We start from the raw sequence: 14525 nt of genomic DNA, 5'->3' as shown, positions 1-14525 counted from the left end.
GTAAATAAACTATTTAATAGAAGGGATTCATACAAATGCTACTTCCAAAATCATTAAAATATGGAGACACAATTGGGATCTACTCCCCTTCTTCACCAGTAACCTACACTTCTCCAAAAAGATTTGAACGAGCAAAATCTTACTTACAACAGAAAGGGTTTCGTATATTAGAAGGTTCATTAACAGGTCGATATGATTTTTATCGTTCTGGTAGTATACAAGAGCGTGCTGATGAACTAAATGCCTTGATAAGAAACCCTAATATTTCTTGTATTATGTCAACAATTGGTGGGATGAATTCAAATTCAATATTACCTTATATTGATTATGACACTTTTCTAAATAACCCTAAAATAATGATTGGATATTCAGATGCAACTGCTTTATTACTAGGAATTTATGCTAAAACAGGAATCCCTACATTTTATGGGCCCGCTCTCGTCCCTTCCTTTGGCGAATTTGAACCTTTTGTTAACTGCACATACAAATATTTTGCAGAAACTTTACTACATGATCAATCTCTTCCTTATCATATAAAACAACCATTATTTTGGTCAGATGAATTTATTAATTGGGAAGAAAAGACGAAGGAGAAAGAACTTCGACCAAACAATTGGATTTCAGTAATTGAAGGAAAAGCTACTGGGCGTATTATTGGCGGGAATTTAAACACGATACAAGGAATTTGGGCTAGCCCCTATATGCCACATATTCAAGAAGGCGATATTCTCTTTATTGAGGACAGTTCAAAAGATGCAGCTACTATCGAAAGAAGCTTTTCATTCCTTAAAATTAACGGTGTATTTGATAAAATTTCAGGTATCATTCTTGGAAAACATGAGCAATTTGATGATTGTGGTACAAATCGAAAACCTTTTGAAATACTGTTGGAAGTACTTCAAAATCAAAGAATTCCTTTTCTAGCTGACTTCGATTGTTGTCATACACATCCAATGATTACTATACCTTTCGGTGTTCAAGTAGAGTTGGATGCAACAAATAAAACGATACATATTGTAGAATCTTGGAAAAAATGAATGCATGGCTTCTATTGTTTTACAATAAAAGCCATGATACTATATAATTTGGAATGTGAAAGATTAAACAAAATATATTTCTATATCTATCATTAAAAAAACAGATATAAATAGATATTTATATGTAAAAGAGAGTGAATAAATGAAACCAACTATTAAAAATTATGTATTTTTACATGTAGCTTTTTTGATATATTCTATCATTATGGTTTACATGAAATGGGCAGCTCAATTTCCAATTGCTTCAATCTCATTTTTTGTTGCTTATTTCGGACTAGTTATACTTTTATTCGGATATGCAATTTTATGGCAACAAGTAATTAAACATTTCGAAATTTCAAAAGCATATTCACATCGAGGGATTATTATACTATGGTCAATGCTTTGGTCAGTATTTCTATTTGGAGATACAATTCAGTGGAATCATTTACTTGGTGCAGCTATTATTATCGTCGGAATTGTGGTGGTGACAAAAGATGAATAGTTATATGCTATTGTTTATTTTCGGGATAATTTTAGCAAATTACTCACAAATATTATTAAAAAAAGCTACTTTACAACAATACGATTCTAGAATAAAAGAATATGTGAATCCTTATGTTATTATCGGTTACTCTTTATTTGTACTTAATGCTGGATTAAATGTAATCGCCATGAAGGGCATGGAATTAAAACAAGCATCAGCATTAGAATCCTTAAGTTATATCATCATATTAATTTTCGGTTGGTATTTCCTAGGGGAAAAAATAACGAAACGTAAACTCATCGGCAACATGATTATTATCGTTGGTGTAATCGTTTATTGTATCCAATAACAAAAAGCTCCGTTTGTAACAAACGGAGCTTTTTGTTATTGACCTAAATTTTGCACCTTATCTTTCAAATCACGAACTTGATCTATCGTCTGCATGAGCTCTGAGTTTTTAAATTGCTCTACGTCCATTTTTCCTTCCTCTATCTTTTTCATAGACGTATCAATTAACGAATTTAGCTTTTCATTATATCCAACGATTTGTTGATGAAGATCCTTCGCTACATCTGGTGGCGTTAATTCATTGAAAGCTGGTATATCTTGTTTAATTTCATTCAGCTTCGTTTCTAATTCTTTTCGAGCTGTCCCATCGTTAATAGCTTTCTCTGCTAATGCCGGTGCTTCATTTGCAAATGCGCTTATTTCATTTACATAGTCTGTCGCCTTTTGAGCATAATCTATGGAGTTCTTTCCTTCCTCCACTATTGAACATCCCATTAAACCAATTGAAACTATAAATACTAATAAAATTGATTTTATTTTCATTTCAGACTCCCTTCGTCTTTATAATTGTCTATAATTTTCTCTATCATAACTTCTAGCTAAATTGCTTACAACCTTTTTTCAAATAGCTATTTATACTCTTACATGCCCTATTATTGTTACAACATCTATTTCTATATGTACGCTTATAATATCTTCAATTATATCCATATATCCTTGTCCTATAGCTGCTCCATAGTATAATGTAATCCCCTTCTTTTCATACACTGACTGTGGCACTGAAAAAATAAATCTCCTCAAGTTTCTTTCATCAGCTGGTTCCATAATTAAAACAATCCCATCCTCATCAAACATATACGCTCGCCCTCCAACTTTACATTCACTATGGCTCAGTATTGCCTTGGTCAGCAAAATTTAAAACATAATAAGTTAAGATACACTCTGCTCTATCATAAAGTGAAACTTTAATCAGCTCCCACCTAATTTCTTTGCTTTCGCTGAATTTTGAGGTGAAGTCTTACTGCCCGGCAAATAGCGAGATAAAAATAAAAAGCATTCATTCTTTTTTATTAAGAATGAATGCTTTTTAAAAAATCAATTTCCAACTCTAGCATCTTTTTTTGACGAGGTTTTACTTTCCTTACGGGAACTCCAGCGTAAATATACCAATCATCTAAACTCTCTTTTACCATACTCATCGCGCCGACTGCCGTACCTTCTCCTACAGTTACATTTGGAAAAATAATAGAATTAGCACCAATAATCACATGTTTTTTAAAAATAACTTTTCCTACTTTCACATTCCTATATTGATTCGGGACGGTTGGCCCCATTAATGTATTTCCACTGAAATCATCAAGTACTGCATATACGATTGTTTTAGCTGAAATGTTTGCAAAGTCATGCATTTCAATCCCAATTTCCCCTCCATATAACGCTGTATACGCCGAGATGTGCGAATAACTTCCAATTGTGATTTTACCACTTAAAATGCAAAAATCATCAATTCTTACATGATTGCCAACTGATATAGCACTCGGATTATATATACTTGCTTTTTTACTAACCAATACATTTTTCCCAACAGATAAAAATCCAATTTTCTTTAGTTCTTCTTGACTATAAAAACTATTCATCTACCGACACCACCTTCTGCTCTAAACAGATTACAATTTGCTCTACTAGTTCTTTCGTCATTCCTTCCCATAAAGGTAAACTTACGATTCGTTTTGCTATTTTATTCGTTTTTGTTAAATCTGTAGACTTATAGTTTTTAAAAAGAACTTGTTGGTGGCAAGATGGTGAAAAGTATAATCTAGCTTCTATTTTCTGTTTTTTCAGTTCTTCTATTACTTGTATGTTGCGAACTTCTTCTGGACAAATGATAGGCATAAATTGGTGAATAACTGCTTCTGTCTTTTGGACTTTCCACCCTTTTTTCATTAACCCAGTATTTTGTAACAACTGTTTATACCATTCAGAAATACGGGTGCGTTCTTTTAATTTTTGATCCCACTTTTTTATAGTCGCAATCCCAATAGCTGCTGCGTATTCAGACATTTTACAATTAAACCCCATCATCGTGCATTCACGATTTTTATCAAATCCGAAATTCCCCATTCTTTTAATACGTTGTATATCTTCTTCGTTTTTACTATATATGAGCCCTCCTTCACCAATTCCGAACGGCTTTGTTGCATGAAAGCTATATACGATCATTCCACTAAAATCTTGACCGTAATGCATCCCTCCATTCATTAATCCAAATCCCGGCGCCGCATCTACGACAACCGGAATCCCCTTCTTCTCTAATTCTTCATATTCTTCTAAGTTCATCCATGATCCAAAGGTGGCGTACGGGACAACAATCGCAACCTCTTCTTTTAATTCTTCTATCTTATCCAAAAGTACCGTTTTATCCATATACCAATCATCTATTGAAATATCAATAAAGTAAGGTTCCAATCCACACCAAATAGCGGCTAAGGCAGTCGCAGGGAATGTAAAGCTAGGCATGAGAGCATACTTTCCCTTTCTTCTTTTCTTTAGTTGAATAGCCGCCATTAACCCTAACGTTGCGTTTGCTACTGTTGTAACAGCTCCCCTGTTTTGAAAAAACGCCGACATAATTGTTTCCTCAAAACGTTGATTTATAGGTCCATAATTCGTATATATGTGAGATGTATCAATTTCCTTCAATTCGTCCAAATACTCACTTACAGGTACAGTTGAAGCACGTAAAAAAGGAATATTCTCCATATCTATCTATTCCTTCCTATCATTTTCGGACAATATAGAGCATATCTGTTTCAGATAATCCAAATTTCCTAGCACTTTTCATTCCTTGTTTTTCCGCTATGTTATATAATTCTACCTTAAATCCTGCATTCATTAATCGTTGAATAAATCCCGATTGATTATAAATTCTCACATGATCTTCTTGACCAAAAGCTAGTTTCCTCAATTGTGGTGTTACAATTAATTCATTCTCTACAATAAAATCTACATTCATTACGATTGGTACTTGAATAATTCCCCATCCATTTGGCTTTAACACTCTATATAACTCTCGCATTGCTTTGTCATCATCAGGAACGTGTTCTAACACATGACTACATAATATTACATCAAAAGTATTACTATCATATGTAATCCTTGTAACATCAATTTCCTTCATTAATGGATCCTTTGGTTCTAAGTCACCACATACATACGTAATATTTTTATACTCGTTAAACCAATCTCTTAACTTCGCTTCAGGTGCAATATGAAGCATTGTATAGTTTCTATTTAACAAGTCCGTTTCCGTTTCAATGTACGCACGATACAATCTTTCACGATCCATCGAATTACAAACTGGACATATCCCTGTATCTTTATTCCACATCTCAAATTTATATTTCGGAAAATCATAATGTGCTGGCCAAGGTGAAAATTTTTCAAATTGTTGATTGCAATATTGACAATAACAAGATTCTTTCTCGAACATATGAGCAACTAACTTGTTTAATCCTTTTTTTATCTTTTCATTATAAATTTGATCTAGTTCGCCATTTCTTACTGCATCCTTAACTATAAATCCCGCATTTTCTAAACAATAAGATAAACTCTCTTTATACTCACTTTCGGAACTTAAAAATCCACTATTATATGCATCTATAATTAATTCAATCCACTCTTCAATTGTCATTAAAATAAAATGCATTTGTTTTTGATTTTGTCCACTATGTTGTCTAAAATAACTAAGAGGTTCTTGTATATAAACTACTTTTCCTTTCCTCATCATATCTAGCCAAGTTGCAATGTCATTAATAGCAGAATAAGCCTTTCCTTTAAAACATCCAAACTTCCCGTCAAACAAATTCCGATTAAACAAAACAGTTGTCGGCTCACCAACTACATTTTTCAAGTTTTTTAACATATAATTCCCTAATTCTTTTCCTTCAAAAAGTGTAGTTTCTTTCGCGATTTTCATATTTAATGTTGAAGGTGGTAATATCTCTCCATTCTCATCAATCAGTTCACGATATGACGTCACAAATGAAATATTTTCTAACGTCAAAAAGTATTGCATCATTCTCTCGATCTTTTCATGATGAAATAAATCATCATCTAATAAAAAGTTTATATAGTTCCCATCCGCAAGTTCTACACACTTATTAAAGTTTTCGGCAACTAACGGCGTTTCATTTTTAACATATGTAATACACTCATATTCACGTAAGTACGGTTGAATCATAGCATTGACTTCATTATTTGTACTGTCGTCAGAAATAATAATTTCTATATTTTCATATGTTTGATTCAGAGCACTGTTGAGCGCTAATTCCAAGTAATAAGGTCTATTGTACGCAGGAATAAGTATACTTACTTTCGGTAAAGAAGAATTATTATTTATATGTTGTTTTTTCTTTTCTATGTTTATTTTCTTCGCTCTAATTTTTTGGTAATAGTCTAATGTATATAATATGGATGATGGAACTATCCTTCTTGCATAATCTAGAAAATTAGTTACCGCTTTGTCTAACTCTTTTTCGGTGGATAAGAAACCATATTGTTCTCCTGCTATAATACTGTGTGAAAAATCTTCTAACCCATCCATCATTTTATTAGATTCATTTAACTGTTGATCTGGATGTAATCGAAAGTAACTAAGTGTTTCTGATATATATACTGCTTTTCCTTTACTTAATAAAGATAACCATGAAGCTATATCTACGTTACATAAATACCGCCTCTTATCAAAAATCCCATATGGTTCTTGCAAATCATTTTTACGAAATAAAACTGTTGTCGGTTCTCCAATATAATTTTTTTGCTCCACAATTACCTTATTTCCTAATTCTGTTCCCTCTATAATCGTATCTTCATCAAATAAACGGACAGTTGAATAAATATGTCGCAGTTCTTTCCCTTTATCATCAATTACTTGACGATGAGATGTTACAAGCTTAATTTCATTATCTAAATCATGGAAAAAATACTTCATCATTTTTTCAATTTTATTTACATGAAATACATCATCATCCATTAAAAAATTTATATACTCACCGTTCGCTTCATGAAATAACATTAACGCATTTTCAAATTGTCCGAGAGTTGATCTATTTTTTATATAAATAATATTTGAATGATTACATAAATATTTTTGTAACACTTTTTCTGTTTCATCATTCGTGCTGTCATCTCCAACTATAATTTCTATATTAGGGTATGTTTGTTCTAATACACTACATAACGCCTTTTCAAAGTAACGAGGACGATTATACGTAGGAATTAATACACTTACCAACGCAAGTTGCTCTACCACCTCTTCAGTTCTTTCAATACGAGTTCTCATTTTAACTCTCTCACCTCTTCGCATATTATTTATATACGCGACACAAAAATCACATTACTTTAACTGTATGGAGCCTATATACTTTTATGCAAACATGAAACAAAATATCATACTTTTCGTTCCTGAATAAACATATTTAATAACGCGGACATTTTATTTGCACCTTTTTTATTCATATGATCACTATCATAAAAATCATCATCACAAAATAATGGTGAATCAAATAGATCTATAATTTGAAAAGAATATTGAGTTTGAAAATCATTTATAACTTTATAAAAATCTTCTTTTAATTTCTTACTACTACAATTGAAATAATGTGAGGTAACGGGGAACACAACAATTAATGGCTTTATATCGTTTTTCAACAGTAATTCTAAATATTTCTTAAAAATCATTTTATTTTCAACTAAAGTATGAGGATACGCCAATTTAGCATGTGAAGCTGCTCTTATTTTCCCGTGTTCTTCAAAAGGAATGTGAAGTGGAATGATATTCCATTCAGCATTTATCCAAGGCAGTATCAATGATTCATCTTTTAGTTCATCTAATAAAATATATTCAAAATGCAAATTAAAAATAGAAAGAAGTGGTTTCGGAGTATTTAGATGTAAGAATCCATCAGTGGGTAGAGGAGAATGAACTACAGTATGATGACCATCTTGAAACAATGGATAATATACTTTGTGAATTCTATACGATTCAGATGATAACGACATATCAAAGAAAAACGAGAAATAGGCTATTCCTATTAAACAATATTGAAATGAATGAGTGTTTGATAGAAGTTGTGACGCTATTAAATAATCATAGTATAGATCTTGAGATGGAAGTGTTAATTTTATTGACTTTTTTGAGAGGAGCTCCGTACTTATGCCACAATGTGGATAAGACAAACCGGTAGCAAACAATTCATACGTCGGATCACTCTTTGCTTTTTTCATAGAAATGTATAAAGACATAAGATCCGGATTTATTTGATAGATAGAAATTAATTTATCCTTCCATTCATACATGTATTTTGTTAAATTAATAATTTTTGAACTTTGCACGCCCCTATTTATCAAGTCATTTGTAAGTTTTTCTGCGTCCACTCTCCAAATGACTATATATTGAAAAGAATTTTCTATTCGAACAACATCTGAAACGTCTATAACATGAACTATTGTTTTACATTTATTTTTGTCTAATGTATTTCGAATCCTATCCCCTGATAATTCATCACTTAAAACAATGATTTTATATTGCTCCTTCATGCACATCCCTCCATTATATGTATAATATGAAATTCATTTTTAATTCGTAACAATCATATACACCTGCAATCTAACAAAAAAAATAGCTTCACCATTAGGCGTAGCTATTTTTACAATTATTGCTTATTCAAATTATATTCCTTTATCTAACTCATAAAGTTTACGATACTTTTCATTTTCTTTCAGAAGTTGTTTATGACTACCTTGCATGACAATTTGGCCACGATCAAGGAATATAACTTCGTCTACATGTTCTATTCCTACAAGATGGTGCGTAATCCAAATAACCGTCTTTTCTTCCGTTGCAGAAAACATAGTTTCAATTAAAGACAATTCTGTTTTTGGATCTAAACCGATAGTCGGTTCATCAAGTACAATAATTGGTGTTTCTTGCATAAGAGTTCTAGCAAAAGCAACTCTTTGTCTTTCCCCACCAGAAAACCGCTTTCCCATTTCATGCATTTTTGTTTGTAATCCGTCTGGAAGAGAAGTAACATGTGAAGCTAGTTGTGCTTTCTCTAAAGCTTTCCATATCTCTTCATCCGTCGCCTCTGGTTTGCCAATTCGTACATTATTTCCAATTGTCGTATCAAACAAATGCGGCTTTTGATTTAATACAGAAATATATTTAGATAAAAGATTCGTATGAGCTCGTTCACCATTCAATACAACTTGGCCATTTACTGGGCTTAACGCCCCTGTTAACAATTTTAGTAAAGTAGATTTCCCTGTCCCACTTCTCCCTAAAATAGCAATTTTCTTCCCTGCTTTTATTTGTAATGATACATCTTTTAATACAATCTCATTACTATCTGGATAACTATACGATACGTGATTCAGTTCAATATCTACATGTTTTGGTTCAATATAATCTTTCTCTCCATGCAAATCCGTTTCATCATGTAAAACACTATCACTTTCTACGCCATTAAGACGATGGGTAGATTCTACGTACGACGGTATTCGATCGATGGCATCTGCAATAGGAATAAGCGCGTTCGTTACAGATAAAGTCATTAATACGAAAGCTGCGATAACTGTAGGAGCAATTTGTTCACTTGCCGCTCCATTCCCAGTCCATATGATCATCGAAATAACTACAATACCTACTACTAATTGAATGATACTGTCCCGAATATGATACCAGCGTTTCACTCTCTTTTCGATTTTTAACAACTGATCATTTTGTTTTACATACTCATTAATAAATTCATCTTTACGACCACTTGCTTGCCAATCAGATAATCCAAAAACAGCATCTGTCAGTTGTTGATACAAACGGCTTCTGCCTTGCTTTAAAGTAACATGGTGTTTCTTCATCAAAAGTAATGATACAAATGGAAGAAGAAACACGATAATAGCTAACATACAACCTACAATAAGTGCAAACACAAGGTCAAATGCACCGATAACAAGTACGAAGATACTATAAACAACTAGCGCTAATATACTAGGAAATATTGTACGTAAATATAGGTTTTGCAAATGCTCTATATCTTCGGATAACACTCCTAACATATCACCCGTTTGAAATCGAGAACGGAAAAATAACGCCTGTGGTTCTACTATTCTATATAGCTTCGTTCTCATTTTTTCTAATATACGTAGTACGACATCATGTCCGACTAAGCGCTCTATATAATGAAACACAGCTTGCCCTATACTAAACGCTCTTGTTGCAACAATAGGAACATATACAGCCATTACATTTTCTGGTCTAAGGGCAGATTTTGAGATTAAATAACCTGAAATAAAAAGTAACATCGCTCCTGAACTAACTCCAAGAAGACCAAGGAAAATAGTTAAAGTCATTCTACCTTTATTTTGTTTTATATAAGGTTTAACCCAGTTACTCATTTCTCTCCCCTCTCTTCCCTATGAAAATGTAATGTCTCATTCTCTAAAAGTTCTTCATACGTCCCACTTTCTTTCATTTCCCCTTTATTTAAAATAAGGATATGGTCCATTTGTTTCATCCAATGTAGACGGTGAGTTGCTAAAAATACTAACTTTCCATTAAATAGATGTAACATCGCTTGCTTTATTTCAAATTCGGTTTCAATATCAAGATGTGCCGTAGGCTCATCTAATAAAATGATTGGTTTTTTACTTAAAAGCGCACGCGCCATAGCAACACGCTGTTCTTGTCCGCCACTTAGCATACGTCCACCTTCTCCAATTCTTTCGTGCATCCCATTTGGAAGTGATGTAACGAGTGAACGAAGGCCGACTTCATTAATAACTCTTTCAACTTCTTCATCTGTTGCATTTGTTTCATAAAAACGAATATTATCCTTTAATGAAAGCGGAAATATATAGGGTTGCTGCGGAATATAAGCAATATTTTTTTGCCAATCTTCACGAGTAGATCCATCAACTTCTACACCATTTACTAACATCTTTCCACTCGAAGGAGATAAAAAACCTGCTAATACGTCGATTAACGTCGATTTCCCTGCACCACTTTCACCAATAACACCAATAGCACCGTTACCTTCCCAAGTAAAATTAATCCCTTCTAATATAGCCTTTTCAGATTCAGCATTATTAACTTTGATATCTTGTAATTTCAAGCTACTAGAGGCATTCCATACTATATCTTCATTTAAATCTTTCTTTTGTATTCCTTTTTGTTGTTGCAAAATCTCTTCTATTTGCTCCATCGCAATTTGTCCATCTAATGTCGCATGATAATTTGCTCCCACTTGTTTAATCGGCAGAAAATATTCCGGAGCTAAAATCAAAATTGTAAGGGCTGGTAATAGTATAATCGTTTCATCTATTAAACGTATCCCTAATCCAACTGCCACAAACGCGATTGATAAACTCGTAAAGAAATCTAATGCAAAAGAAGAAAGAAAAGCAACTCGCAAAGTACGCATCGTTGCTTTTCTATATCTTTTACTTACTTTTTCAATCTTTCCTTCGTGCTGTTCACTTTTCCCTAAATACTTTAATGTTTCTAAACCTTTTAACGTATCTACAAAATGGTTCGAAAGTACACGATATATCTCATACTGACTATCTGCCATTTTTTGCGCTGCTAATCCGAGAAGAATCATAAATATAATCACGATAGGAATCGTTACAACTAAAATGATTCCAGACTCAATATCTAGCGTAAAAACATATAGTACAATTAGACCTGGAACGATACTACTTCTAATCATTTTAGGAATCGTTAATTCAATATATGTTTTAAATTTCTCAATCCCCTCAATTGATAAGGTAACCAGATGACCCGTTCCAACAGTTTGAACATACCTTGGACCTAATGTGAAATATGCCTCTATCAATTGTTTTCTTAGTAACGACCCTGTTTTTTCGGCAAAACGTTCCACTAATATTTGTGATGTTCGAACTACTATGTTACGCGCTGCAAACGCGATACCAAAATAAACAATTTCACTTAATATTGTTTGTACTGTCTCTCCATGAAATAAAAACGTAATAGCTCGTGCTAAAAAGATTGTTTGCGCAATAATACTAAAAGCTTCTAAAATACTAATAATCGTTAACGCTACATATAAAATACGGCTACCGGGATAAGACGGAAGTCCTCTTTTTCTTTTCATTAGTACTCCAAATCGTTGTCTGACTTAACAGGTTGTCTAAATACATAATAACTCCATATTTGACTTCCGATAACGAAAGGCAAAATAGCAATCGCAAAGTAAGTCATAAGTTTTAATGCATAAGCTCCTGATGCTGCGTTGTAAATTGTCAAATCATTCATTGCTCCTAAAGAGCTAATCATAACACGTGGGAACATACCGATAAATACACTCGCACTTAGTAAAATGATTGTTAAACTCGTCATAAAGAAAGCCCAACCATCTCTTCTTCTTTTATTTAATAACGTGGACACTAATAGTGCTACAAAAGCTCCGATTGGTACCATAATCCATTCTGTTCCATGAGCAGTGAAAATGTCGGTTTTCCATAACCCCACACCAGCAAAAACAAGAAGTGTAATTAATGAAAATGGTGCAATTTTTATTGCAGCAATTCGTGCACGTTCTCTCAATTTACCAGTTGTACGTATCGTAAGAAATTGTAATCCGTGAACAATACATAGTAGGAGAAACATTACTCCCCCAAGTAACGCAAATGGATGAAGTAATTGCAGGAATCCACCTACAACATTTTTACTCTCATCAATAGGTACACCTACCATAAAGTTTGCAATCGCAACTCCCCAAAGGATAGGAGGTAACATACTTCCAATAAACATCCCCCAATCCCACGCACTCTTCCATTTATGATTATCTATTTTCGCACGAAATTTAAAGGAAACACCTCTTAAAATTAAAGCAAGAAGCATAAATACAAACGGAATATAAAAACCACTAAATAAAGTTGCATACCAGTGCGGAAATGCCGCAAACATGGCTCCACCAGCACAAACAAGCCATACTTCATTCGCGTGCCAGAACGGTCCTATTGTATTTAAGTAAACTCGTTTTTCAAAATCATTCTTTCCTAAAAACCTCGAAACCATTCCTACCCCAAAGTCGAAACCTTCCAGTACGAAGAATCCAACAAATAAGATTGCAATAACTAAAAACCATAACTCATTAAGAGATAACATACTCTTCCTCCTTATCAAATGGATCATGGCTTTGATAATCCTTTTTCGTTTTCTTATTCTTGTGGCCCTTAATGGTACGAACAAATAAGTACACACAAATTCCACCCATAATTAAATACATTGATGTGAATGAAATAAGTGAGAATAATACTTCACCGAATGTTACATTTGGTGATACAGCATCTTCTGTTTTCATTACACCAAATACAACCCAAGGTTGACGACCCATTTCAGTCATAATCCACCCTACTGTATTACCGATGAATGGAAGAGAAATTGCATACACCATTAATTTTAAATACCACGTTTTTTCAGCTAAACGATCTTTTCTTGATAAGAACCATCCGTAAGCTCCTAGAAGAAGCATGAATGTTCCACTCATTACCATCGCTCTAAAACTCCAAAACATTGTATGCACTGGAGGAATATAATCTCCAGGTCCATATTTTTCTTCATATTGTTTTTGAATTTGATTCATCCCTTCAACTTGACCGCTAAACTTATCATACGATAATAGACTTAGCATATAAGGGATTTGAATTTCAAACGAATTTTCTTTCTTCTCTGTATCAATTTTCGAAAATACTGTAAATGGCGCTGGATCCTCACTTGTATTCCATAGCGCTTCAGCTGCCGCCATCTTCATTGGATGTGTCTTAATTAATTGTTGCGCTTGTGCATGACCGAAGAATAATACAAGCGCCGTTGTAATTGTTCCAACAATGATAGAAATGCGGAAAGATTTTTTAAATACTACAGTTTCTTGTCCCTTTGTAATTTTCCATGCACTTACACCCGCAATAAAGAATGCACCTGTTGCAATTGCTGCTGTAATTGTATGCGGGAATTGTACCCATAGTTGTGGGTTTTGAATAATGGCTAAGAAATCATTCATTTGTGCACGACCATCAGCTGCCATTTCATACCCGACAGGTGACTGCATAAATGCACTTGCAGTTAAAATCCAGAATGCTGATAACATCGTTCCAATTGAAAGGAGCCAAATACACATTAAGTGAATTCGCTTCGGTAATTTATCCTCACCGAATACCCATAAACCTAGGAATGTAGACTCAATGAAAAATGCCAGTAATCCTTCAATTGCAAGCGAGGGACCAAATACATCACCTACAAAACGTGAATACGTTGACCAGTTCATACCAAACTGAAATTCTTGTAAAATACCTGTTACTACACCTACTGCAAAGTTAATAAGGAATAATTGCGTCCAAAACTTTGCCATCTTCTTATATACTTCTTGCCCTTTTACCACATACAACGTTTGCATGATCGCAATAATAAAAGCTAAACCAATTGACAGCGGAACAAAAAAGTAATGGAAAATCGTTGTTGATGCGAACTGTATTCGTGCCAATTCGAGCGTTTCCATACTAAAATCACTTCCTTCATAGTTTTTATAATAAAAGTTAATTGAGCAATCTTATCAAACTCAATTATTAAGAAATACGAAAAGACAAAAACATTTTGTATGTATTGTCGAAAAATATGAAGTTTCAGTTTTTCAAACTATTGTAATGCTATTTTT

General features: G+C 33.3%; 13 protein-coding genes. 3 read left to right on the top strand and 10 right to left on the bottom strand.

The features are described from left to right. Nucleotides 1–35: 35 nt before the first annotated feature. The 3 genes from CQ064_RS10890 to CQ064_RS10880 all read left to right on the top strand — a co-directional run bounded on the left by CQ064_RS10890 (nt 36) and on the right by CQ064_RS10880 (nt 1852). The gene (locus CQ064_RS10890; RefSeq protein ID WP_000926329.1) at nt 36–1037 is read left to right on the top strand and encodes a S66 family peptidase; all 1002 of its coding nucleotides are present in this window, start codon (nt 36–38) and stop codon (nt 1035–1037) included. A gap of 142 nt (nt 1038–1179) precedes the next feature. After that, nucleotides 1180–1521 (top strand): EamA family transporter, encoded by a 342-nt coding sequence (locus CQ064_RS10885; RefSeq protein ID WP_000805130.1) that lies wholly within the window; start codon nt 1180–1182, stop codon nt 1519–1521. Next, nucleotides 1514–1852 carry an EamA family transporter gene (locus CQ064_RS10880; protein WP_001089874.1) on the top strand — a complete coding sequence of 113 codons (339 nt, stop codon included), beginning with the start codon at nt 1514–1516 and terminating at the stop codon, nt 1850–1852. Before CQ064_RS10885 ends, CQ064_RS10880 begins: the two co-directional genes overlap by 8 nt. A gap of 35 nt (nt 1853–1887) precedes the next feature. On the opposite strand, the gene CQ064_RS10875 is transcribed toward CQ064_RS10880, so the two are convergent. From CQ064_RS10875 to cydA, 10 genes are all read right to left on the bottom strand, one after another. Further along, nucleotides 1888–2334, bottom strand: a complete 447-nt coding sequence (locus tag CQ064_RS10875) for a DUF6376 family protein (protein WP_000695205.1) — start codon at nt 2332–2334, stop codon at nt 1888–1890. Between the two features lie 90 nt (nt 2335–2424). After that, nucleotides 2425–2646: a hypothetical protein gene (locus tag CQ064_RS10870; RefSeq protein ID WP_000459106.1), complete on the bottom strand. Its 222-nt coding sequence runs from the start codon at nt 2644–2646 to the stop codon at nt 2425–2427. Nucleotides 2647–2861: 215 nt separating this feature from the next. After that, nucleotides 2862–3428 (bottom strand): acyltransferase, encoded by a 567-nt coding sequence (locus CQ064_RS10865; RefSeq protein WP_001084183.1) that lies wholly within the window; start codon nt 3426–3428, stop codon nt 2862–2864. Further along, a complete protein-coding gene (locus CQ064_RS10860; RefSeq protein WP_000427961.1) occupies nt 3421–4551 on the bottom strand; it encodes a DegT/DnrJ/EryC1/StrS aminotransferase family protein in 1131 nt (376 codons plus the stop codon). The genes CQ064_RS10865 and CQ064_RS10860 overlap by 8 nt, the downstream gene beginning before the upstream one ends. Nucleotides 4552–4570: 19 nt before the next feature. Continuing rightward, nucleotides 4571–7132 carry a glycosyltransferase gene (locus tag CQ064_RS10855; RefSeq protein WP_001260416.1) on the bottom strand — a complete coding sequence of 854 codons (2562 nt, stop codon included), beginning with the start codon at nt 7130–7132 and terminating at the stop codon, nt 4571–4573. Between the two features lie 107 nt (nt 7133–7239). After that, nucleotides 7240–8388 carry a hypothetical protein gene (locus CQ064_RS10850; protein ID WP_000664244.1) on the bottom strand — a complete coding sequence of 383 codons (1149 nt, stop codon included), beginning with the start codon at nt 8386–8388 and terminating at the stop codon, nt 7240–7242. A gap of 132 nt (nt 8389–8520) precedes the next feature. Then, nucleotides 8521–10245, bottom strand: a complete 1725-nt coding sequence (cydC, locus tag CQ064_RS10845) for a thiol reductant ABC exporter subunit CydC (protein WP_000073638.1) — start codon at nt 10243–10245, stop codon at nt 8521–8523. Then, nucleotides 10242–11963 (bottom strand): thiol reductant ABC exporter subunit CydD, encoded by a 1722-nt coding sequence (gene cydD / locus CQ064_RS10840; protein WP_000824029.1) that lies wholly within the window; start codon nt 11961–11963, stop codon nt 10242–10244. Before cydD ends, cydC begins: the two co-directional genes overlap by 4 nt. Continuing rightward, on the bottom strand, nt 11963–12979 hold the full coding sequence (gene cydB, locus CQ064_RS10835) for a cytochrome d ubiquinol oxidase subunit II (RefSeq protein ID WP_000950083.1): 1017 nt from the start codon (nt 12977–12979) through the stop codon (nt 11963–11965). The genes cydD and cydB overlap by 1 nt, the downstream gene beginning before the upstream one ends. After that, nucleotides 12966–14369, bottom strand: coding sequence for a cytochrome ubiquinol oxidase subunit I (cydA, locus tag CQ064_RS10830; RefSeq protein WP_000448869.1), 1404 nt, complete (start codon nt 14367–14369; stop codon nt 12966–12968). Before cydA ends, cydB begins: the two co-directional genes overlap by 14 nt. Between the last annotated feature and the right edge of the window lie 156 nt (nt 14370–14525).

Origin of the sequence: Bacillus sp. MYb78, from assembly GCF_002975115.1 — a bacterium.
GTDB lineage: Bacteria > Bacillota > Bacilli > Bacillales > Bacillaceae_G > Bacillus_A > Bacillus_A cereus.
Note: the sequence above shows the minus strand (reverse complement) of the source record. Positions and strands in the feature narration are given on the sequence as shown.